Raw genomic sequence first — 22597 nt, forward strand, 5'->3', positions numbered from 1 at the left:
CGGTCCCTTGGGGCGTGGGGTAACCCGGCAGCCCGGCTGATTCTGGTTCAGCTAGTCCTGGTTCGAATCCAGGCGCCCCAGCCCAAATCCGCGTCCAACACGCGCAGGACCGCGGCGAGCATTCCGCACTCGAACGTGCTGGTAGGATGCCGCGCGCGGCCCCATCGTCTAGCGGCCAAGGATGCTACCCTCTCAAGGTAGAGACCGCGGGTTCGAATCCCGCTGGGGCCACGAAGTGCTGGGGCCACGAATCTTTTCGGTCTTTCTGACCAGCGGCTGCATCTCAGACAGCTAGCGGGAATCGAACTCCCTCTGGACTTGCCCAGCGTCTGGCGGTATGCTGGCATACCATGAAACGCACGACTGTGAAGTTGCCGGATGACCTCGATGCTCGCCTCCGCCATGAAGCCGCGAGGCGCGGGTCGACGGTATCGGAGCTAACGCGAGAAGCGATCGAGTCCCATCTCGGTGGGAGCCGTCGCCGGCTAATCGCCGCCAAAGCCGGTCGGAGTGGTCACCGTGACACCGCGCGCAAGATCGAGCAGATCCTGCGGCGAGAGGCACGCCGATAGCGCTCCTGGTCGATTCCGGGCCGCTCTACGCCTACGTCGACGAAGACGACCGCGATCATGAGGCAAGCCTCTCCTTGCTGCTATCCCACGATGGGCCCTTAGTTGTTCCGCAGCTGGTTGTGACCGAGGTGGCCTATCTCCTCGAAACGAGGATCGGACCCGAGGCGGAGGTTCGGTTCCTCGGAGACTTGGCGGCGGGGAGTTTCACGACCGATCCCGTTCTGCCCGGGGACTGGCTGCGGATCGCCGAGCTCGTCGCCGACTATCGAGACCTCCCGCTCGGCACGGTCGACGCATCGGTCGTCACTTCTGCAGAGCGGCTCGGCGTCAGGGCCATCGCAACGCTGGATCGGCGGCACTTCAGCGTCGTGCGTCCCCGTCATGTCGAAGCGTTCGAGATCCTGCCGTAGGGAAGAGGCTCCTGAGCCGGTCGAGAGAGTTCGAATGGTGACCCGTTACCTCCACGAGAAACTTCTTTCCGAACGGCGTGCCGTTGCTCGCGTTGCGGCGAATTGCGACCGTTGCGCGTGTCGTGTAGGAGTCTTAGCCCGTGAGGTCTCGAACCCCGCTCCGTTCTGCCCTCCTTCGCGCGATCGCCTTGCCGGTTGTGCTGGTGATGCTCGCGGGGACGGCTGCGGCGGGCCCGGCCGACACCAAGCGGAAGATCGCCGACGAAAAGGCGCGCCTCGAGCTGCTAGAACGCCGGATCACGGCTCAGCAGGCGCAGGTCCTCGAGCTGAACACGGCGCTCAGGGCGCACGCGAGCGAGGTCGGACGTAGCCGCCGCCTCTATGGAGCGCTCCAGGAGCGACTGGTCCGAACACAGGTCCGTCGCACTGAGACGGAGGAGCGGTACCAAAAGCTCCGCGCCGAGATCGGCCTGGCGGCCGCGCAGGCCTACATGCGCGGGCCCGGCTACGCGATCGAGGCGCTCATGGATCTCGAGTCTCTCTCCGACGTCGCCGACGTGCTCACCTACACCGGCGCGATCGCGGCGCGGAACGCCGAGCTCGCTGATGAGGTGTCCAAGCTCGCGTTCGAGCTGGAGCGGCGCGAGCACGAGGAAGCGCTCCTGCTGGCGGAGCGGAAGGCGTTGCACTCGCGTCTCACCGCCGAACAGAAAGCGCTGACGAGCCGCTTCGTCGAACAGCAGGTCCAGCTGGCGGAGCTCGCACGCGATCGTGCCGAGGCGGGAATGCTCCTCGCGCAGCTCCGCAAGCAACTGCGCGCCGAGGAGATCGCCGCCGCCGAAGAGGGGTTGAGGAACGGCACCCCACTAACGTTCGGCGAATGGGCGAAGGTGTTCTTGAACGAGATCCACGCTCCCGTGGCGCGCAACAACCTCGTCGTGATGGTCGCGTGGCAGGTCGCGGAGTACACACAAGCCAAGTGGAACCCGCTGGCGACGACGTATCCGATGCCCGGCGCGACGGCGTACAACAGCCACGGCGTTCGCAACTACGTGTCGCTGGCCCAAGGTCTTGATGCAACGCGCCGAACGCTCCAGCACTGCTGCTACGGCTACGAAGCCATCCTGGCCAACCTCGCGCGCAACGCGGCCCCGATGACGACCGGTCAAGCGATCAATGACTCGCGCTGGTGCAGGGGCTGCGCCGACGGCGGGTACGTCATAGACCTCATCCCCACGGTCGAGCAGTACTACGACGAGTACGCGGACGAGGGCGCGTAGGCTGGTTCGCGAGCCGTAGGAGGTTCGCGATCGAGTTCGTTCTCAGACCCCCTCCAACTCAGTCGGCGACGAAGGCGATGCCGTAACACGAGAGGACTACCCAGGTCGCGCGGCGAAATGGAAGGTAAACCCCTTGATGGAGGACTCAATATGTCTCGACTAGGCCGACCCGTCCGCACCGCAGTCGGAGCGGTTCTGGTCCTGCTCCTCGCCGTCGCTCTATCTCCGAGCGGCGCCGTCCCGGGCTCGTCCTCCCAAGCAGACGCAGCGCCCCGGCTCCCCAAGCCAGAAGACCGTTTCGCCATGGCCGGCGGATGCTACGGCGTCCAGTCGATCGCAACCGACGCGTACCTCCTTCGTGAGGGGGATGGATTCATCGCAGGGACGCCCGATCTCGCTGGGGCGGAGCCGTTCCATTTCCAGGCAACCGACCTCGGCAAGTACTTGCTCTACGGGACGGCCGAGGACTACGTCGCGGCGGATGAGGGTCTCGTCGGCTCGCTGATGAGCGCCGTGAAGGACAGCCAGGCCGGCAGCATCGCGAGCGGCGTGACGACGGGGTTGACGGACTCCGTCGCCGACACCATCACCGGGGCGGTCGGCCCGGCGACGGGACTCGGCGGCGCGATCGTCGGTGCGGACAAAGCCAGCCCGCTTGCCGACTGGGAGATCGATCAGGTCGCCGCCGACACGTTCACGATCGCGCTGCCCGCCTTGAGCAGGTTCCTCGCCGTCGGCGACGGCGGAGGGCTGACGCTCGTCGACGCAGCCGACGACAGCGCACAGTTCGGCTTCCAGCTCACCGACGGCTGCGTGGCCTATCCCGAGGTCGATGTCAACGTCGAGGGTCCCATCTCCACCGGCGACTCGCCGTTCGAGGAGGTCCAGGGTTACCTGGACGCGCACGTGCACATGATGGCGTTCGAGTTCATCGGTGGACGCACGCGATGCGGAAAGCCGTGGCACGCGTACGGTGTCCAGTACGCGCTCGTCGACTGTCCCGATCACGAGCCCGGCGGCGTCGGCGCCGTGCTCGAGAACATCCTGAGCACCGGCACCCCGGTGGGCACGCACGCGACGGACGGGTGGCCGACGTTCAGCTACTGGCCGCGCTACAACTCGCTGACGCACGAGCAGATCTATTACAAGTGGCTCGAGCGCGCGTGGCACGGCGGACTGCGCATGTTCACCAACCTGCTCGTAGACAACCACGCGCTCTGCACGATCTACCCGCTCAAGAAGAACAGCTGCAACGAGATGGACGGCGTCCGGCTCCAGGCCAAGCGCATCCGCGAGCTCGAGCGCTACATCGACGCCCAGAGCGGAGGCCCGGGCGAAGGATGGTTCCGGATCGTCACCGACCCGTTCCAGGCGCGCCGCACGATCAACGAAGGGAAGCTCGCCGTGATCCTCGGCATCGAGGTGTCGATCGTGCTCGACTGCGGCGTCACGCTCGACGTCCCGAAATGCTCCGACGCGCAGATCGACCAGCGGCTCGACGAGGTCTACGACCTCGGCGTGCGACAGATGGAGCTGGTCAACAAGTTCGACAACGCACTGTCAGGCGTGACCGGCGACGGCGGCACCACCGGCGTCGTCACGAACACGGGCAACTTCACCGAGACGGGCAGCTTCTTGAAGATGGAAACCTGTACGCCCGAAGAGGGCGAGGCGAACGACAACACGCAGATGAACATCCACGACGACCTCGGCACTCCGGATGGGTTGACGGGCCGCGATTCGCTCGTCGCGGGCGTCTTGGAGGTCAGCGGCCAGACCGGCGTCCTTCCCCTGTATCCGCCGGCGCCGCACTGCAACTCGCGCGCGTTGACGCCGCTCGGCGCGCACATGATCCGGCGGATGATCCAGAAGGGGATCATCTTCGACCCCGATCACATGAGCGCCCGCGCACGCACGCAGGCGATGGACATCATCCGCGACGAAAAGGCGTCCGGCGTCGTCTCGAGCCACAGCTGGGCGGACATCACGATCTACCCGCGCGTCCTCGAGGCCGGCGGCGTCGTCACCCCGTACGCGGGGGGCTCCAAAGGCTTCTATGAAACCTGGGCGGCATACAAGGCGTTCGCCGACCCGCGGTACACGTTCGGGTTCGGCTACGGCTCGGACGTGAACGGCTTCGGCTCGCAAGGCGGGCCTCGCACCGACGCGCCGGTGAAGGTGAGCTATCCATTCACCGGATTCGGCGGGACGACCATCGACCGGCAGGTATCCGGCGAGCAGGTGTACGACATCAATGAGGACGGCGTCGCCCACTACGGCCTGTACCCGGACTGGATCGAGGACCTCCGCCTGCAGGGCGGGGACGCGATCATCGCCGACATGCTCCGCGGGTCCGAGGCGTACCTCCAGATGTGGGAGCGGACGATCGGCATCGCGCCCGACGCGTGCCGTGACGACGTGCCCGACCTGACCGACGCGGCCGTCGGTTCGCTCGCTACCGGCATGACCCCCGAACAGGTCCTCCAGACGGTCGGGCAGCCGGCGTCGCGGCAGGATCTCCAGTTCAGTTACTGCATGACCGGATCACGCACGGCGACCGTCACCTTCACCCCCGCCGGCATGCTGGGCTCCGTCGGGATCGCTTAGCTCGCAAAGCGTTTCTCAACGCTTCATCGCGGGAAGAACTCGCCCATCGACGCCCCAAGAGGAGGATGCGATGGACGCCATCAAGCTGCTCAAGGAAGACCACCAGAAGTTCAAGAAGCTTCTCGGTGAGCTCGAGGACACGACCGAACGCGGGGTCAAGACCCGAGAGAAGCTGTTGGAGCAGCTCAAAGCAGAGCTGAAGCCCCACGAGGTCGCGGAGGAGGAGATCTTCTACCCGGCGCTGATCGAACGGCTGAAGGACGACGACATCGTGCTCGAAGGCTACGAGGAGCACCACGCCGCCGACGTCCTCCTGGAGGAGCTCGAGGACGTGCCGTTCGACGACGAGCGGTGGGGCCCGAAGATGAAGGTGATCAAGGAGAACATCGAGCACCACATCGAGGAAGAAGAGGGGCCGATGTTCAAGCAGGCGCGCGTGGCGCTCGAACCAGACCAGCTCGAGGAACTGGGCGCGCTGATGGAGGAGCGGATGAAGGCGGGAGCCGCGCGGTAGGGGTTGCGGCCTTCGTCCCCGAGACTCTTTCGCTCCCCTGAGATACCCTTTCCGGGTTCGCGGTCAAGGGGAGCCGCGACGGCCTGGGGAGGGGAAGCATGACGCCGCCGAGCGACGAACAGGTGGCCCGTGCCCGCGCGATGGCGCAGCATCACCGCCGTATCGGTGCCGCGCTCCGCTACGTGCTCGAGCGCTCGAAGGATCCGGAAGAGCTCACGCCGTTCATCTCCGGCGCCGCGGCGACGCTCATCGAGGTGCTGCAGACGGAGGACTACTACACCCGCACGCTGATCGAGAGCGCGCTCGCGGTCGCCGAAGCCGACGCCGCCGAGGTCGCCGCCTCGTCGGTCGATCTCAACGGACGAGCGCCGCTGGCCCGGCTCCAGCGAGAGGCCGACGACGCGATCTCCGAGATCGGGGCGACCGGCGGATCGAGCGACAACGGGGATCCGATCCACACGCTGAGCGAGGATGAGCGCACGTACATCCTCGCGCTGGCAAGGCTCGCCGAACTCGCCGGCCGCGAGACCTATCTCGGCTAACTACGTGACGCGGTACCACCCCTTCGTGTTAGCGGGGCGTGCCGCTTTTGATCTCGCCCCGCCAGGCGCCGGACTCGACACCGCGCTCCTCGATGAACTTCTTGAAGCGCTCCAGATCACCGCCGACACGCGCACGGACGAAGCCGAGCGTGTCCCCGACGGCTTCGACGAAGCCCTCGGGATCGAACTCCATCTCGAGCGTTATCCGACTGCGGCTACCGTCGTCGATGGGCTCGAACGTCACACGTCCGGCGAGCTTGACGCCTTCCTCGCTCCGCCAAGCGATGACGCGGTCGGGCTCTTGCTCGACGATCTTCGCCTCCCATTCGCGGGTGGCCCCGGCGATCTCCGCCTTCCAATGCAAGCGGGTGTCGTCGAGTTGACGGACCTCGTCGACGCCTTCCATGAAGCGCGGGAACTCCTCGAACTGCGTCCACTGGTTGTAGGCCGTCGACACCGGTACGTCGACGTCGATCGATTCACGTATGAGCGACATGGAGCCTCCTCCCTCTGCTCGGATGTTCTCGTCTATGACTTACCCATCGGGCGATCATGAACACGGAGGCAAGCAATCGAGCGCTCGTTTGACCAACCGTTATCGGGGAAACATCTCTGGCGACAACCGGAGCGAGGAGGAACCCAATGGGTATCGGAGTGAGCATCTTCTTGATCGCCGTCGGCGCGATCCTGTCCTTCGCGGTGAGCACCGACGCCGAGGGCTTCAACATCAACGCGATCGGCTACATCCTGATGGCGTGCGGAGCGCTGGGCTTGCTCGTCAGCACGTTGATCTTCGGTGGCCGGGGTCGCAACGACACCACGACGACGACTCACGGTCACTAACGAAACAGCCGGTGGGTCGCCCGGCTTACCGCCCCGGGCGACCTACCGCGTCAGGTCGGCGAGCAGTTTCATCGCCTTCGGGTCGCGCGAACCAACGATCAGCTGCGTGACCGGGCTCTTCACCCAGGCCTCGAGCCGCTCTTTGATCCGGTCCGGCGGCCCGCACAGTGAGATCTCGTCGGCGAGCTCGTCGGGCACCGCTTTCACGGCCTCCTCGCGGCGGCCCGACATGAAGAGTTCTTGCACCTTCAGCGCTTCGTCCTCGAAGCCCATGCGCTTGACGATGTTCAGGTGGAAGTTTTCGTCCTTCGCGCCCATGCCGCCGATGTAGAACGAAAGGAAGAACTTCACCAGCATCAACGCCTCTTCCACCGTGTCGGCGATGTTCACCGTCACGACGCAACCGATCTCGAAACCCTCGGGCGCGCCGGCCAGCGCGTCGTCGAACTCGGCGCTGCGGTAGGGCGAGTAGAACATCGGGAGCCACCCGTCCGCGATCTGCGTCGAGAGCGCCACGTTCTTCGGTCCCTCCGCGGCGAGCCAGATCGGGATCCGTGATCGTGTCGGATGAAGCGTGAGCTTCAGCGGCTTCCCGAGCCCGGCGCCGCCGGGATAGGGGAGCGGGTAGTGCTCGCCCTCGTTGGTGACCGGACCTTCGCGGCGGAGGATCTTCTGAACGATCTCGACGTATTCGCGCGTGCGCGCGAGCGGCTTCGGGAATGGCATGCCGTACCAGCCCTCGACGACTTGCGGCCCCGATACGCCGAGTCCGAGGATGACCCGGCCGCCCGAGAGGGCGTCGAGCGTCGCCGCCGTCATCGCCAGCGCCGCCGGCGTTCGAGCGGAGATCTGTGCGATCCCGGTGCCGAGTTTGATCTTCGAGGTCTTGGCGCCGATCCACGCGAGCGGCGTGAACACGTCCGAGCCGTACGCCTCCGCGGTCCAGACCGAGTCGTAGCCCAGCCGCTCCGCCTCGAGCGCGAGATCCGAATTGTCTTCCACCGTCGCGCCCGAGTAGCCGAGCGCGAGTCCGAGCTTCAGGTCGGCGGTCATGTTCAACCTCCCGGCAGCGAGACGACCTTCGTCTCGAGATACTCCTCGAACCCTTCGATGCCGTTCTCGCGTCCGATGCCCGACTGCTTGTATCCGCCGAAGGCGCGGGTCGGGTGGAGCCATTGGGAGCCGTTGATCGAAACCGTGCCGGTCCTGATCCGGCGCGCGACGCCGAGCGCCCGATCCTCGTCCGAGGACCACACCGAGCCCGACAGTCCGTAGATCGAGTTGTTGGCGATCTCGACCGCGTCGTCCTCGTCGTCGTAGGGGATGACGACGAGCACGGGACCGAAGAACTCCTCCTGGGCGATGGTCATATCCGGCTTCACGTCGGTGAACAGGGTCGGCTGAACGTAATACCCGCGAGGCAGGTCCGGCGGCTTACCGCCGCCGACGAGCAGGCGCGCTCCTTCTTCGACGCCGGTCTGGATCAGCCCGAGGACCTTCTCGCGCTGGCGGGCGTTGATCTGCGGGCCGTGCAGGATGGTCGGATCACTCGGGTCGCCGACGCGCGCCTTCTCGAAGTGGCCCTTGGCGATCTCGACGCCTTCGTCGTAGCGCGAGCGGGGGAGCAGCAGCCGCGTGTACGAGGCGCACCCTTGTCCTGAGTGCGTGCAGACCCAGCCGGCGGCCAGCGCGAGCGCCAGGCCGAAGTCCGCGTCGTCGAGCACGATGTTGGCGGACTTCCCGCCGAGCTCTAGGAAACACTTCTTCACCGTGTCGGCGCAGCCGTGCATGATGCGCCGGCCGGTGACCGTCGAGCCGGTGAACGTGATCATGTCCACCCGCGGATCGGTGACGAGCGACTCGCTGACCTCTGCGCTGGACGACGTCACGACGTTGAACACGCCCGCGGGGATGTCGGTCTTCTCGGCGGCGAGCCGGCCCATCAGCGTTGCCGACCACGGTGTGTCGGGGGACGGCTTCAGCACGACGGTGTTGCCGGCCGCGAGCGCCGGACCGACCTTCGCGATGTTCACGAAGATCGGATAGTTGAACGGCGTGATCGCGGTCACGACGCCGGCCGGCTCGCGCCGCTCCACGCCGCGATGGTGCTGGCCGAACAGCTTGGTGGTCTCGAGCGGCTTCTCGTACGGATAGGTCTCCGCCATCGCGGCCCAGTGCTCGAGCCACGCCACCGGAAGGTCGAACTGGATGATCGGCGCCAGCGAGACCGGGGAGCCCGCTTCTGCCACGAGCGTGTCGACGATCTCCCGACGCGCCTCGAGCATCGCGGCTTGCAGCTGGCGGAGGCAGTTCGCGCGGAAAGCGTGATCGGTGGCCCAGGACGTCTCGTCGAAAGCTCGCCGGGCCGCGCCGACGGCGGCGTGCGCGTCGTCGATCGTCGCGTCGGCCGTTGAGCCGATGACCTCCTCGGTGGCCGGGTTGACGTTGTCGAACGTGGCACCGCTCGACGACTCGACCAGCTTCCCGTCGATCAGCATCCGCGGTTCGGCCACGACGCCTCCCGATGTCAGAACTTGATCATGAATCCGTCGAGGATCGGCTCGCGCTTGTCGTAGAACGGACCCATCGCCTCCGCGAGCCCGTCGGGCGTCCATCGTTTCTCGGTCGAGAACTTCTCGGTGATCGTAAGCCCGCCGACGACCATGACGTCGCCGCCGTAGACGATGAAGACCTGGCCGTTGACGCGCTCGGCGGCCGGGGAGGCGAGGTACGCGACCAGCGGCGCCACGTTCTCCGGCGCGAAGATCTCCGGATCCATGTCGAACAGGTCCTCGGTCATGCGGGTCCGGGCGCGCGGGCAGATCGCGTTCGCCGTCACGCCGTACTTCCCGAGGCCGTTCGCGACCGACATCGTGAGCCCCACGATGCCGCCCTTCGCGGCCGCGTAGTTCGGCTGGCCGGCGGAGCCCATCAGGAAGGCCTCCGACGAGGTGTTGATGATCCGGCCGTAGGTCGCGCCGCCGGCGTTCTTCGCCTTCTCCCGCCAGTACTCCGCCGCGTGCCGGGTGGGGCCGAAATGGCCCTTCAGGTGAACCTTGATCACCGCGTCCCATTCCTCTTCGGCCATGTTGAAGATCATCCGGTCGCGGAGGATCCCGGCGTTGTTCACCAGGATGTCCAGCGATCCGTAGGTGTCGATCGCGAGCCGGATCATCTCCTTGGCCTGCGCGTGGTCGGTGACGTCGCCGTGATGGGCTATCGCCTCGCCGCCTGCGGCCTTGATCTCCTCGACGACCTGCTGGGCCGGGTGCTCCGCGGTCGGCTTCCCGTCGACGGTACCGCCGAGATCGTTGACGACCACGCGCGCGCCGTGACGCGCCATCTCGAGCGCTTCCGCGCGCCCGAGCCCGCGCCCGGCGCCGGTGATGATGGCAACCTTCCCGTCGAGCACCTCGATCCCCCCTATCCGGTCGATCCGCTGTTCATCGTGACGACGGAGTTTCGCCCGCCTGACATGCCTGACGTGCCTGACATGTCAGGCGTGTCAGGCGCTCCGACGGGACGGTACCGACCCGTCGGTCCTCATAGCCGTTCGATGATGGTTCCGGTGCCGATCGCGCCGCCGCAGCACATCGTGATCAGCGCGAACTGCCCGTCTCGTCGCTCGAGCTCGTGCAGCGCGGTCGTGATCAGCCGCGCGCCGGTCGCGCCGACGGGGTGACCCAGGGCGATCGCGCCGCCGTTCACGTTCACGCGGTCCATGTCGGGCTTATGGACCGACGCCCAGGAAAGGACGACCGACGCGAACGCCTCGTTGATCTCGACGATGTCTATGTCGGAGAGCTTCATGCCGGCCTTCGCCAGCACTTCGCGCGTCGCATCCACCGGCCCGTCGAGCAGGAAGTACGGATCGGTGCCGACGACGACCTGCTGGACGATCCGCGCGCGGGGGCGCAGGCCCAGCGCGTCGGCCTTCGAGCGGTCCATCCACAACACAGCGGCCGCGCCGTCGGAGATCTGCGACGAGTTGCCGGCGGTGTGGATCCCGTCGTCGAGCACCGGCTTCAGAGCTGCGAGCCCTTCGAGGGTCGTTTCGCGCAGTCCTTGGTCACGCGTCACCGGCTCGGGCGCCTCGACGGCGAACACCTCGCGGTCGAAGCGCCCCTCCGACCACGCCCGCGCCGCCTTCTGTTGGGAAGCGAACCCGAGTGCGTCCACGTCGGCGCGCGTGATGCCTCGCTTCGAAGCGATCCGCTCGGCCGCTTGGAACTGGTTTGGCGTGTCCCAGGGCCAGCTCGCGGGCTCGAAGTAGCCGGGCCCGTTGATCACGTTCGAGCCGAGCCCGACGCGGCTCATCGCTTCGACCCCGCACGCGATCCCGACGTCGATCCCTCCCGACGCGATCAGTCCCGCGATCAGGTTGTTCGCCTGCTGCGAGGAGCCACACTGCGTGTCGACGGTCGTCGCCGCAACCTCGTAGGGGAGCCCCATGCCGAGCCACGCGTTGCGCGCGACGTTGCACGCTTGTTCGCCGGCCTGCGTGACGCATCCTCCGACGACCTGACCGACCTCGGACGCTTCGATCCCGGCTCGCTTCACGACCTCGACCAGCGCCGAGCCGAGGAGCTCGGCCGCGTGCAAACCCGCGAGCACTCCGTTGCGTTTGCCGATAGGGGTTCGGACGGCTTCGACGATCACCGGTTCACGCATTGACTCTCCTTCGTGCAACGCTCGGACTCGGGAGCAGCAGCCGCACCGCCGCCTCGAGGTCGTCGGCCATCTGGCCTCCCTCGGCCCAGCCACGCACCCGCGCGATCAGCGCCGCCAGCCACACCATCCCGACGACGCGCACCACGGCCTCACGATGGATCTGCTCGCCGTCCGCCATCGCGGTGGTGACGAACTCGTTCAGCTGCTCGTAGACCTCGGACACCTCGGCGAGGCCGATCGGATCGTCGGCCGAGATGGACGTCAGCGCGGTCACGAACGCGGCCATCAGGCTCGGCGAACGCTCGAGCGCCGTAGCCGCGCGCTTCAGGACGTCGACGACGCGGTCGGCTGCGCTCGCGCCCGAAGGGGGGCGGGCCTCCACCCGCTGCTGGAACTCGCGGGTCCACTGCCCGAGGCAAGATACGAGCAAGTGATCTTTGGAAGAGAAATATCGGTAGAGGGTCCCGAGCGCGACGCCGGCCTTGGAGGCCACATCGCGCATCTGGACGGCCTCGTAACCGCCGCTGCTCGCGAGCGAGATCGCAGCCGCCACCACCCGGTCTCGCCGCTCCGCTTGCCGCTCGGTCAGACCACGGCCGCCGTCCCGGATCCCCGCTTGGCCCAGCTCCATGGCACAACGGTACAACCGAACTAGAACGTGTTGCAATTTTTTGGGGCGAAGACCTATAGTCGGCCGCGGGAGGGACGATCATGGACTTCGAGCTGCCAGGCGACGACGACCCGAGACGCCAAGAGGTGCGCGACTGGCTCGCGGCGCACCCGGCACCGACCGGCAAGGACCTGGCCGACGCCGGCTACGTCGTCCCACATTGGCCGAAGCCGTGGGGGCAGGACGCCGACCCGATGAAGCAGCTCATCATCGACGACGAGCTGAAGCGAGCGAAGGTTCAGCGCCCGATCAACCCGATCGGAACCGGCCACTGCGGCCCGATCCTCGTCAAGCACGGAACCGAGGAGCAGCAGAAGCAGTACATCCCGTCGATGTTGTCCGGCGAAGACATCTGGTGCCAGCTCTTCTCGGAGCCGGGAGCCGGCAGCGACCTCGCGTCGGTCAGCACCAAGGCGCTCAAAGACGGCGACCACTACATCGTCAACGGACAGAAGATCTGGACGTCGCTCGGGCACATCGCCAAGTTCGGGATCCTGCTCGCCCGCACGAACCCCGACGCGCCGAAGCACGCCGGGCTGTCCTACTTCATCATCGACATGCACTCGCCGGGGATCGAGATCCGCCCGATCGTCGAGATGACCGGGATGCACATGTTCAACGAAGTCTTCTTCACCGACGTGCGGGTACCGGCCGAGAACCTGATCGGCGACGAGAATCGCGGCTGGGAGCTCGCCCGGGACACGCTCGAGAACGAGCGCGTGACGCTCGCGCGCGCCGGCGCGCAGTGGGGATGGGGCCCGACCGCCGACGACTTGATCAACGTCGTCCGCGAGCGCGGCGGCGTGACGAGCCCGATCCAACGCCAGCAGCTCGCGCAGGTCTGGATGGAGGGAGAGATCCTCCGCATCTACCGGCTGCGGATGGTGGCCGCCCGCGTGGCCGGCAAGCTCGGGCCGGAGTCGTCGGTTGCGAAGGCGCTGTCGGACCCCCACGGCCAGCACATCTTCCGCCTCGGTCGCGAGCTCGCCGGAGCGGAGGGCATGCTCAAGGAAGTCGGTCCGCTCGGGGCCGATCCGACCTGGTGGGGGCAAGGGTTCGTTTTTTCCCCGGCCCTCACGATCGGCGGCGGTACCTCGGAGGTGCTGCGCAACGTCATCGGCGAGCGCATCCTCGGCCTGCCACGAGAGCCCGACCCCGACGCGAGCAGGTCATGGAGCGAGACCCGCCGAACATAAGGTTCCGGCCAACAGTGGAGCCGTTTCCTCTATCGAACGGCCGGGACGGGCCCCGATGATGCTCAGCAGGTAGCCTTCCGTTTCACAAAAGGGCGAGGGGCGCGGCCAGGGAGCGTTGATCTCGGCTCGGGGGGCGCCGAGTCGCTGGGAGGCAGGGCATGAAGTCCCGCGCAGTCGTTACGACCGTCTTGTTGATGTTGGTCCTTGCTGCGTGCGGCGCGCGCCTCACCCGCGAACAGCGGCTCGCCGGGATCGGCACCGGCGCCGGCGGCACCGTGGTCGGTCCGGGCGGCGTCGACGCGAGCGGCTCGCCGCTCCCCGGCGCGACCGGCACGGCGGGACCCGGAGGCGGTGCGACGAGCGGCCCCGGCGTGAGCGGGCCCGGCGCAGTCCCCGCTCCTCCGGGCGGAAACGGCGGCGCGACCGACAAGGGCGTTACCGCAACCCAGATCACGCTGACGGTCGCTTCCGATAAGAGCGGCCCTCAGGGCGGACTGTTCACGTCCACGCACCAAGCGATGTCGGCTTGGGCGGCGATGATCAACAGCGGAGGGGGACTCTTCGGGCGATCGGTAAAGCTCCAGCTCGTCGACACCCAGACGAAGGACACCACGAATCAGGCCGCGGTCAGCGACGCGTGCGATCAGGCGTTCGCGCTCGTCGGTTCCATGTCTGCCTTCGACGGTGGCGGCGCGACCGCCGGCCAAAGCTGCGGCATCCCCGACATCACGGCGATCACGGTCAACGACAAGCGGGCGAAGGCGACCAACGTCTACCCGGTCTATCCGGTGCGGGCGGACAAGATCCCGATCGGCCCTGCCAACTACATCAAGGAGAAGTACCCCTCGGTCATTCAGAACGCCGCGATGCTGTACCTGAACGCGGGGGTGACCAAGGCGAACGCGTTGCAGCGGGTGAAGGCGTACGAGAGCGTCGGGTTCAAGTTCAAGATCTACGAGGTGCAGATCCTGGAAGCGAACTACACCCCGATCGTTCAGCGCATGAGGGACGACGGGATCAAGTACGTGACCATGGTCGCCAACTACCAGAGTATCCAGAAACTGCTCGCCGCGATGGATCAGCAGGACTGGTTCCCCGAGGTCCGCGACTGGGACTCCGTCGCGTACGCGCCGGCGTTCCTGACCTGCGGAGGCCAGCCGTGTACGGCAGCGAACGGCTCGCTGATCTTCATGAACACCGCCATCAACGAGGAGGCGGCCGGGAACCCCGAACTGCAGCTGTACCAGCAGTGGCTCAGCCGCGTCGCTCCCGGTGCCAAGCCCGACTACTTCGGTTTCTATGCCTGGTCGGCGGGACAGCTCTTCGCCAAGGTCCACAAGGACGTCGGCGCCAAGATCACGCGGCAATCGTTCCTGACCGCGATCAAGAACGTCCACTCCTGGAACGGCAACGGCCTTCACGCAGCACACGACATCGGCAACAAGATCATGACGCCGTGCTTCATGTACCTCGAGATCAAGAGCAACAAGTTCACACGGAAGGACCCGGCCAGCGGCTACATCTGCAACAAGGGTCCGGTCGTAAACACGTAGGGAGCTCGGGTGGAAAAGATCCTCGCGTTCACGATCCTGGGCATCGTGACCGGCGCCGTCTACGCGATCGCCGCGAGCGGGCTCGTCTTGACCTACGCCACCTCCGGCATCTTCAACATCGCCCACGGCGCCATCGGCATGTTGATGGCGTTCGCCTATTGGGAGCTGGTAGTCAACCAGGGGTGGCCGGCGTGGCTCGCGCTGATCCTGGTGGTCGCGATACTGGCTCCGCTTCTCGGCGCGCTGATCGAACGGATATTGATGCGCGGCCTGCGCAACGCGTCCGTCGCCACGTCGCTGACCGTGACCGTGGGACTCATGGTCGGCCTCATCGGCCTCGCTCAGAACATATGGGATCCGCAGGAGGCCCGGGCGCTTCCCGAGTTCTTCGCGCCGAGGAAGTTCGGGCTCGGTGGAGTGAACGTCACTTGGCATCAGGCCGCGACCGCGTTCGCCGGTCTGGCGCTCGCGATCTTCCTCTACATCGTGCTGAACCGGACGCGAACGGGGATCGCGATGCGTGCCGTCGTCGACGACCGCAATCTCGTCGGGATGACCGGCGCGCGGCCCGACCGTGTCAGCATGCTCTCGTGGGCGATCGGCGCATCGATGGCCTCGGTCGCGGGGATCCTGCTGGCGCCGATTCTCCAGATGGACGTCATCGTCCTTACGTTGCTCGTCATCAACAGCTACGCGGCCGCGATGGTGGGGCGATTGCGGAACCTGCCGCTGACGTACGCCGGCGCCATGGCGCTCGGCCTCATCGAGGCGTACACCATCGGCTTCGTCGACCTCCGGGGCTCGCTGATTGGCCTGCGGTCGGCCATTCCGACCATCTTCCTTTTCGTCGTGCTCCTCGCGATGCCCGAAGCGAGGCTTCGAGCGGGCCGTCTCGTCGGCGCGGTTACGCCCCGCGTGCCGAGCTTCCGCCGGTCGTTGATCGGCGGTGCGGTCCTCGTCGCGGCCGCAGGGGTGCTCTCGTCGATCCTGTCCCAGGGGAATCTCATCCGCGCGGGGGAGGGGCTCGCGCTCGCGATCATCATGCTCTCGCTGGTGCTGCTCACCGGTTATGGCGGTCAGGTGAGCCTGTGCCAGATCTCGTTCGCCGGGGTCGGTGCGTATGCGATGGCAAGGGTCGGGGGTGACGGCACTGTGTTCGGCATCCTTGCCGCCGCTGCGCTTGCGGCCTTCGCCGGCGCGCTCATCGCATTGCCGTCGTTACGGCTGCAAGGTCTTTATCTCGCACTGAGCACCATGGCGTTTGCGTATTTTCTCGACCAGATGTTCTTCTCCCAGGAGTGGGTGTTCGGGAATCTCGGCGCGCTCCCCGTGGGCCGCCTCGATCTGCCGGGCGTGTCGTTCGACGGCGTGCGGGCGTACTTCGTCTTACTGGCGATCGCGTTCTCGTTGTTCGCAATGCTCGTCTTACGGATCCGCCGCGGCCAGTTCGGCCGGGTGCTGGCGGCGATGCGCGACAGCCCCGTGGCGTGCGCGACGCTCGGCCTCAGCCTCACCCGCACCAAGCTCGCCGTCTTCATGATCGCCGCGGCGATGGCCGGCGTCGGCGGGGCGCTCTACGGCGGGTTGAAGACGACCGCCGGCAGCACCGACTTCATCATGCTGCAGAGTCTGCCATTGCTGCTGCTCGCGGTGATCGGTGGCATCACGTCCGTCAGCGGGGCGCTGCTCGGCGGGATCCTGTTCGCGTTGCCTTCGCTGACGCCGAACACACAGATCTTCGGGCTCGAGATGGCGAAGCTGCAGTTCCTCTGGGTCGGTATCGCCGCCGTCACTATCGGCCGCAACCCGAACGGGGTCGCGTACATCATCTCGGAGCGGGTGAGGAGGCTTCTCGCGCTGACACCACGAGGCTCGGCCGGGATACCGGCGCCGATCGACCCGATGGAGGAGGTGACCGAGGTTGCCGCTGCTTCAGGTTGACAGCGTGACCGTTCAGTTCGGCGGCCTCCTCGCGCTCTCCGAGGTCGACCTCGACGTGGAAGCGGGGAGCATCACCGGCCTGATCGGCCCGAACGGCGCGGGGAAGACGACGATGTTCAACGTGATCTGCGGCTTGCAGCCGGCGACGCACGGCCGCGTCACCTTCGACGGCAAGGACGCGTCGGGCTACAAGCCGCACGAGCGTGCGCGATTCGGTATCGCGCGGACCTTCCAGCGGCTCGAGGTCTTCGGCTCGCTCTCCGCGCGGGAGAACATCCTCGTGGCCGCCGAGATCCGCTCCCGCTGGTCCGATGAGGACGTGGATCCGCGGGCGGTGACCGAGGAGATCCTCGACCGGATCGAGCTCCGCCGGGTGGCCGATCACCGCACCGACACGATGCCGACCGGGCTGGCGCGCCTGGTCGAGCTCGGCCGGGCCCTGGCCTGCGCGCCGAAGCTTTTGCTCCTCGACGAGCCCTCTTCGGGCCTCGGTGACGAGGAAACGGTCTTCTTTGCCCGATTACTCCGGGATCTGACGCAAGAAGGGCTCGGCATACTGATGGTCGAACACGATGTGGAGCTCGTTATGGATATATGCGCTCGGATCCACGTGCTGGACTTCGGCCGGAAGATCGCGGCCGGCACCCCGGCCGAGATCCGGGCGAATGAGGCGGTCCAGGCGGCGTACCTAGGAGCAGCGGGCGATGCGGCGTAACGTGAAGGTCGAACGGGAGGACGGATGAGCACACCGGTGCTCGAGCTTCGCGACGTCCGTGGCGCCTACGGCCGGATCGAAGTGCTGCATGGGGTCGACCTCGTCGTGCCCGAGCGAAGCGTCGTCGCGCTCCTCGGTCCGAACGGCGCCGGCAAGACCACGACCCTCAAGATCGCGAGCGGACAGATGCGTCCGACCGCAGGATGCGTTCACATCACCGGACGGCATGTGAACGGCGCCAGCGCCGACGAGCTCGCGCGCGCCGGCGTCTGCGCGATCCCCGAAGGGCGCGGCATCTTCCCGAACCTCACCGTCGAGGAGAACCTCCGCATGGTCACGTTCGGCGGCGCATCGCTCCGCGACGTCGAGCAGCGTTCCTACAACCAGTTCCCCAAGCTGAAGCAACGCCGCAAGCAGGTCGCCGGCACGATGTCGGGCGGAGAGCAGCAGATGCTCGCGCTCGCGCGCGCCGTCGCGAACGATCCCGCGCTGCTGCTCCTGGACGAGATCTCGATGGGTCTCGCGCCGCTGATCGTCGCCGAGCTCTACGAGCTGGTCGCGCAGATCGCGAGCCGGGGCGTCGCGATCCTGCTCGTCGAGCAGTTCGCGCAGACCGCGCTCAAGGTGGCCGACTACGCCGCGGTGATGGCACAGGGGAAGATCCGGAGCTTCGGGCAGCCGGCCGACGTCGAGGAAGAGCTGTCGTCCGCGTATCTGGGTAAGGCGGGATGAGTTGAAGACTTTCCGGCGCGCTCTCTCCGTCACGGCGGTGTCGCTGCTGTTGCTCGGCGTCCCGGCGGGCATGCCGGCACAGGGCCAGGAAGAAGAGACCGCGCTGCTAGGGTACTCCGTGGGCGCGACCGCGAGCGCCATCTCCACCGTGTACAACCAGCCGAGCTTCGGGATCCCCGCCGACCCGACATTCGAGGTGCGCAAGGTCTACAGCATCTCCCAGCTCGACACCGGGCCGAGCGGCCGCGCGATGGGGAGTATCGCCTGGATCGGCGACGTCGCCGGTAACGCCCCGCCGAGTCTGATCTTCGACTCGTTCCTGTTCAACCCGACCCAGATCAAGGAGCTCGACGAGATCTGCTTCCCCGCCGTGCCGGCCCCGCCCGAACAGGATCCTCCGGGACCGGAATCAGCTTTCCGATGCTCCGATCCGGACTCGCCGGAGGCCTTTGCACTCGGGATCCAGCCGTTCAAGAGGTTCGCCGGAAAGTCGTTCGAGACGGCGCCGCCGTACCCCGTTCGGGCCGAGTCCTTCTACCCGCCGGGAGGGACGGCGAGCGAGGAGGTAGCCGCCGGGATCGGCATGCGCGCTCGCTCGAGCGAGAAGACGATGGAGGCGTCGTCGACCACGGGGCGGGCCGGCATCCCGACGGTCGTCTCGTTCGGAACGCTCGAGTCGTCGTCCTTCTCGACGGTCGACAACGACATCGCGCTCTCGATCGCGAAGTCGCGGGTGACCGATCTCGACATCCTCGGCTTCATCCACATCGATCAGATCCTCACGCTGGCCCGGGTAACGAGCGACGGCGTCAAGGCCACGACCCAATCGACGCTTCAGATCAGCGGGATGACGATCAAGGATCAAACCGGCAAGGAGCAGGCCAAGATCGTCGTGGACGAGAAGGGGTTCCATGCCGGCGACGCCGAGCAGGACCCGTTCGGCGTGCTCGCCGAGCAGATCTTCGACCAGTACTTGAAGCCGAACGGGATCAATCTGACGTTCGGCGGCTCGATCGGTCAGGTCGACGGTGCCGTCGGCTCTTTGGGCGTCCAAGGGATCATCTTGAGTCTCAACTCCGCGGGGATGAATACGCTGCTCGATGCTATGCCCGCCGAGGTGAGCAGCGCGCTCAGGAACCCGAGTGGCGCGCCGGTCTTGGGAACGCTCTTCAGCGACGGCGGTGTGCTTTCCCCGACGGTCGCCGGATTCCTCGCGACGTTCTTCCAGGGCGATCAGACTTTGCAGTTCATCTTCGGAAGCTCTTCGGTGAGCTCGGCCGCCAGCCCCCCATTCATCCTGCCGGATCTTCCAGAGTTCGGTGGGGAGGTCCCGCCGCTGCTGCCCGGCGGGGTCGCGCCGCCGATCGATTTCGGCACCGGTGATCCCGGAACCTTCACCCCGGGAACCGGAGGCGGCGGCACCGTGCTCGCCGCGCGTCCGGTCGGCGTGCTCGGCGTGCCCGCCATCTTGATCGGGCTGATGCTGCTTGCCGGGCTTCTCGGCTCGCGTTACCTTCGGATCCTCGCCGACCGGATGACCACCGCCAAGGTGGTCGCCCGCTGTTCCTTGGAGGAATCGACGTGACCCAGGGCAACGGTTCGAACGGCGACCAGGCCCGTACGGAGCGCCTTCGGGGCTCGGTCTCGAAGATCCGCTCGCGCGGTGGGAGGGGCCAGCCGGAACGATTCTTGATGATCGCCGGCGCCGCCGGCGTCGTCGTGGGGCTGCTCGGGATCATCCTCGGTTGGGTCGGCGCTTCGCGCACCCCCTACGTCTTCGAGCAGACGCCGTACCTGATCTCCGGCGGGCTGCTCGGCTTGGCCGTCGCCGTCGTCGGCGCTCTCTTCTACTTCAGCTATTGGATCACCCGTCAGATCCAAGAGACCCGCCGCCAAGGCGACGAGACCGCGGACTCGCTCCGCCAGATCCGCGACCTGCTGGCATCCGGGGCCGTCTCCGCAGCCGGAGCAAGCAACAAGGTGAGCACGACGGGCAACGGATCCTACGTCGCGACCGAGAAGGGCACCATGTTCCACAAGCCCGACTGCGTCGTCGTCGCCGGCCGCGACGACCTGCGCACCGTAGAGCCCGGCGCCGAAGGCTTCGAGCCTTGCCGGATCTGCGAGCCCCTGCAAGTATCGTCCTGACCTCAACCGTCAGGACAACACACAAGGGGGGACCATGAGCGACTTTCCGCCGATCACGCACGTCGTCTTGACCATCAAGGACCTCGAGGTGAGCAGGCCGTGGTACACGCGCCTGTTCGGGTCGGATCCCGTGCTCGACGAGAACACCGGACCGTTCCAGCACTGCGTCTGGGCGCTGCCCGGCGGAGCGCTCGTCAGCCTGCACCAGTTCTGGGAGCCCAATACCGACGAGTTCGACGAGCGTCGTCGCGGCTTGGATCATCTCGCGTTCGGGGTCAAGGACCGAGCGGAGCTCGAAGCGTGGGGGAAGAAGCTCGACGACATGGGCATCGAGCACGGCAAGATCGTCGACGCTTCCTACGGATCGGGCATGGCGTTCCGCGATCCGGACAACATCCAGCTCGAGTTCTTCGCCCCGCCTGCTTAGGCGCGCGGCGGCCTTGCGCGAGCGGCCGCGGCCCTGCCCGTGTGACCGGATCTGCTCGACCTGGGCCACGTGTGTCCCAAAACCTACGTGGGGCGTATGTTTTGGGACACGGTTCGAGCGAGCCGTCGCGACCTTGCGCGGATAACTAGAACGTGTTCTACTTGTCGCGGTGGAGTTCAACCTCGCCGACCTATTCGAGTGTGTCGTCGACGCGGTCCCCGATCGCGTCGCGTTGGTCTGCGGCGACCGCCGCCTGACCTACCGGGACCTCGACGAGCGCGCGAACCGCCTCGCGCATCACTTGCGGTCCGCCGGCGTGAAGCCCGGCGAGCACGTCGGCATGTACCTCTACAACTCAACCGAGTACGTCGAGGGCATGCTGGCCTGCGTCAAGATCCGCGCGGTCCCGGTCAACGTGAACTACCGCTACGTCGAGGGCGAGCTGCGTTACCTCTTCACCGACGCCGACCTGGTCGCGCTGCTGCACCAGCGTGAGCTTTCGCCGCGCATCGCCGCCGTCCGGTCCGAGGTCCCCAAGCTCCGGCATCTCATCGTCGTCGACGACGCGAGCGGCGCCGACATCTCGGGGCTGGGGTCGGTGCTCTACGACGAGGCGATCGGCGCCGCGTCGCCGGCGCGCGAGTTCGCGCCGCGCTCGCCAGACGATCTGTTCATCATCTACACCGGCGGCACGACCGGCATGCCCAAGGGCGTGATGTGGCGTCAGGAAGACATCTTCTTCACCGCGATGGGCGGCGGGAACCCGCTCGGCGAGCCGATCTCCGAGCCCGAGCAGCTCGGCGAGAACGCGCTCAAGCGCGACCCGCCGCTCGTGCAGTTCGCGGTGCCGCCGCTGATCCACGGCGCCGCGCAGCTCGGCGTGTTCATCGGGATGTTCTGGGGCGACAAGGTCGTTCTGCAGCATCGCTTCGACCCGGCGAACGCCTGGGATCTCGTCGAGCGCGAGCGCGTGAACTCGATGACGCTGGTCGGCGACGCGATGGCGCGTCCGTTGGCCGAGGTGCTCGTCACCTCGCCGAAGGAGCGCGACCTCTCCTCGCTGATCGTGCTGAGCTCCGCCGGCGCCGTGCTCTCCGACGCCGTCAAGGATCAGATCCGCGCCAACGTCCCCAATGTCATGGTGATGGAGAACTTCGGTGCCACCGAGACCGGCCACCAAGGCATGGAGGCCGTCGGCGCGGAGAAACCAGCCAGCGGCCTGCGTTTCATGATGAAGCCCACGACGACCGTGCTCGACGACGATCTGCAGCCGGTCGCGGCCGGCTCCGGCGTCGTGGGTCGCGTCGCACTCAAGGGCCGCATCCCGCTCGGTTACTACAACGACCCCGAGAAGACCGCCAAGACGTTCTTCGAGATCCGCGGCGAGCGCTGGGTGCTCCCCGGCGACATGGGCACGATCGACGCCGACGGAACGGTGATCGTGTTCGGCCGGGGCTCGATGTGCATCAACTCCGGCGGCGAGAAGATCTACCCCGAGGAGGTCGAGGCCGCCGTCAAGGCACACCCCGACGTCTACGACGCCGTGATCGTCGGCGTGCCCGACGAGCGCTGGGGTGAGCGCGTCGCCGCGATCATCCAACCGCGCGAGGGCAAGGCGCCGACCCTCGAGAGCGTCCAGGAGCACTGCCGCGCGAGGATCGCCGGCTACAAGGTGCCGCGCGTCGTGTACCTCGTCGACCAGATGGTCCGTCATCCGTCCGGAAAGCCCGACTATCCGTGGGCGCGCGGCATCGCCGCCGGCCCCGCCACATAGGA

22 protein-coding genes and 2 tRNA genes are annotated in these 22597 nt (G+C 66.9%); 18 read left to right on the forward strand and 6 right to left on the reverse strand.

The genetic code is table 11. The features are described 5' to 3' along the window. Positions 1 to 8: 8 nt before the first annotated feature. The 8 genes from WEB06_09495 to WEB06_09530 all read left to right on the forward strand — a co-directional run bounded on the left by WEB06_09495 (position 9) and on the right by WEB06_09530 (position 5925). Positions 9 to 81: transfer RNA gene (locus WEB06_09495), tRNA-Gln, on the forward strand. A 76-nt stretch (positions 82 to 157) separates the two neighbouring features. Beyond that, a tRNA-Glu gene (locus WEB06_09500) sits at positions 158 to 231 on the forward strand. A gap of 119 nt (positions 232 to 350) precedes the next feature. Next, positions 351 to 572: a CopG family transcriptional regulator gene (locus WEB06_09505; protein ID MEX2555855.1), complete on the forward strand. Its 222-nt coding sequence runs from the start codon at positions 351 to 353 to the stop codon at positions 570 to 572. Between the two features lie 5 nt (positions 573 to 577). Next, positions 578 to 982 (forward strand): PIN domain-containing protein, encoded by a 405-nt coding sequence (locus WEB06_09510; protein MEX2555856.1) that lies wholly within the window; start codon positions 578 to 580, stop codon positions 980 to 982. A gap of 140 nt (positions 983 to 1122) precedes the next feature. Continuing rightward, entirely contained in the window at positions 1123 to 2262 is a 1140-nt protein-coding gene (locus WEB06_09515; GenBank protein ID MEX2555857.1) for a hypothetical protein, read from the forward strand. A gap of 150 nt (positions 2263 to 2412) precedes the next feature. Next, positions 2413 to 4869, forward strand: coding sequence for a hypothetical protein (locus tag WEB06_09520; protein ID MEX2555858.1), 2457 nt, complete (start codon positions 2413 to 2415; stop codon positions 4867 to 4869). A 70-nt stretch (positions 4870 to 4939) separates the two neighbouring features. Continuing rightward, a complete protein-coding gene (locus tag WEB06_09525; protein ID MEX2555859.1) occupies positions 4940 to 5383 on the forward strand; it encodes a hemerythrin domain-containing protein in 444 nt (147 codons plus the stop codon). Between the two features lie 98 nt (positions 5384 to 5481). Continuing rightward, entirely contained in the window at positions 5482 to 5925 is a 444-nt protein-coding gene (locus WEB06_09530; GenBank protein ID MEX2555860.1) for a hypothetical protein, read from the forward strand. Between the two features lie 28 nt (positions 5926 to 5953). Here WEB06_09530 and WEB06_09535 read toward each other — a convergent pair whose 3' ends face one another. Then, on the reverse strand, positions 5954 to 6421 hold the full coding sequence (locus WEB06_09535; protein ID MEX2555861.1) for an SRPBCC family protein: 468 nt from the start codon (positions 6419 to 6421) through the stop codon (positions 5954 to 5956). Between the two features lie 146 nt (positions 6422 to 6567). Between WEB06_09535 and WEB06_09540 the strand changes: the two genes are divergently transcribed. Next, on the forward strand, positions 6568 to 6768 hold the full coding sequence (locus WEB06_09540; GenBank protein ID MEX2555862.1) for a DUF6458 family protein: 201 nt from the start codon (positions 6568 to 6570) through the stop codon (positions 6766 to 6768). A gap of 42 nt (positions 6769 to 6810) precedes the next feature. Here WEB06_09540 and WEB06_09545 read toward each other — a convergent pair whose 3' ends face one another. From WEB06_09545 to WEB06_09565, 5 genes are all read right to left on the reverse strand, one after another. Further along, on the reverse strand, positions 6811 to 7821 hold the full coding sequence (locus WEB06_09545; protein MEX2555863.1) for an LLM class F420-dependent oxidoreductase: 1011 nt from the start codon (positions 7819 to 7821) through the stop codon (positions 6811 to 6813). Between the two features lie 2 nt (positions 7822 to 7823). Further along, a complete protein-coding gene (locus WEB06_09550; protein MEX2555864.1) occupies positions 7824 to 9266 on the reverse strand; it encodes an aldehyde dehydrogenase family protein in 1443 nt (480 codons plus the stop codon). A gap of 29 nt (positions 9267 to 9295) precedes the next feature. Next, on the reverse strand, positions 9296 to 10186 hold the full coding sequence (locus WEB06_09555; GenBank protein MEX2555865.1) for a 3-oxoacyl-ACP reductase: 891 nt from the start codon (positions 10184 to 10186) through the stop codon (positions 9296 to 9298). A gap of 125 nt (positions 10187 to 10311) precedes the next feature. Continuing rightward, positions 10312 to 11439 (reverse strand): steroid 3-ketoacyl-CoA thiolase, encoded by a 1128-nt coding sequence (locus tag WEB06_09560; protein MEX2555866.1) that lies wholly within the window; start codon positions 11437 to 11439, stop codon positions 10312 to 10314. Further along, a complete protein-coding gene (locus tag WEB06_09565; GenBank protein ID MEX2555867.1) occupies positions 11432 to 12070 on the reverse strand; it encodes a TetR family transcriptional regulator in 639 nt (212 codons plus the stop codon). Before WEB06_09565 ends, WEB06_09560 begins: the two co-directional genes overlap by 8 nt. An 80-nt stretch (positions 12071 to 12150) precedes the next feature. Between WEB06_09565 and WEB06_09570 the strand changes: the two genes are divergently transcribed. From WEB06_09570 to WEB06_09610, 9 genes are all read left to right on the forward strand, one after another. Continuing rightward, on the forward strand, positions 12151 to 13305 hold the full coding sequence (locus WEB06_09570) for an acyl-CoA dehydrogenase family protein (protein MEX2555868.1): 1155 nt from the start codon (positions 12151 to 12153) through the stop codon (positions 13303 to 13305). A 158-nt stretch (positions 13306 to 13463) separates the two neighbouring features. Continuing rightward, positions 13464 to 14858: an ABC transporter substrate-binding protein gene (locus WEB06_09575; GenBank protein ID MEX2555869.1), complete on the forward strand. Its 1395-nt coding sequence runs from the start codon at positions 13464 to 13466 to the stop codon at positions 14856 to 14858. Positions 14859 to 14867: 9 nt separating this feature from the next. Beyond that, complete coding sequence (locus tag WEB06_09580; GenBank protein MEX2555870.1) at positions 14868 to 16799, forward strand: ABC transporter permease; 1932 nt, start codon at positions 14868 to 14870, stop codon at positions 16797 to 16799. Between the two features lie 4 nt (positions 16800 to 16803). Beyond that, positions 16804 to 17514: an ABC transporter ATP-binding protein gene (locus tag WEB06_09585; GenBank protein ID MEX2555871.1), complete on the forward strand. Its 711-nt coding sequence runs from the start codon at positions 16804 to 16806 to the stop codon at positions 17512 to 17514. 24 nt (positions 17515 to 17538) lie between these two features. Next, positions 17539 to 18246, forward strand: coding sequence for an ABC transporter ATP-binding protein (locus WEB06_09590; protein MEX2555872.1), 708 nt, complete (start codon positions 17539 to 17541; stop codon positions 18244 to 18246). Between the two features lies 1 nt (position 18247). Continuing rightward, positions 18248 to 19831 (forward strand): hypothetical protein, encoded by a 1584-nt coding sequence (locus WEB06_09595; GenBank protein MEX2555873.1) that lies wholly within the window; start codon positions 18248 to 18250, stop codon positions 19829 to 19831. Then, complete coding sequence (locus WEB06_09600) at positions 19828 to 20394, forward strand: hypothetical protein (GenBank protein MEX2555874.1); 567 nt, start codon at positions 19828 to 19830, stop codon at positions 20392 to 20394. The genes WEB06_09595 and WEB06_09600 overlap by 4 nt, the downstream gene beginning before the upstream one ends. Positions 20395 to 20428: 34 nt before the next feature. After that, positions 20429 to 20821 carry a VOC family protein gene (locus WEB06_09605; protein ID MEX2555875.1) on the forward strand — a complete coding sequence of 131 codons (393 nt, stop codon included), beginning with the start codon at positions 20429 to 20431 and terminating at the stop codon, positions 20819 to 20821. 169 nt (positions 20822 to 20990) lie between these two features. Beyond that, positions 20991 to 22595: an acyl-CoA synthetase gene (locus WEB06_09610; protein MEX2555876.1), complete on the forward strand. Its 1605-nt coding sequence runs from the start codon at positions 20991 to 20993 to the stop codon at positions 22593 to 22595. Positions 22596 to 22597 lie beyond the last annotated feature (2 nt).

Source organism: Actinomycetota bacterium (genome assembly GCA_040905475.1).
Classification (GTDB): Bacteria; Actinomycetota; AC-67; order AC-67; family AC-67; genus DATFGK01.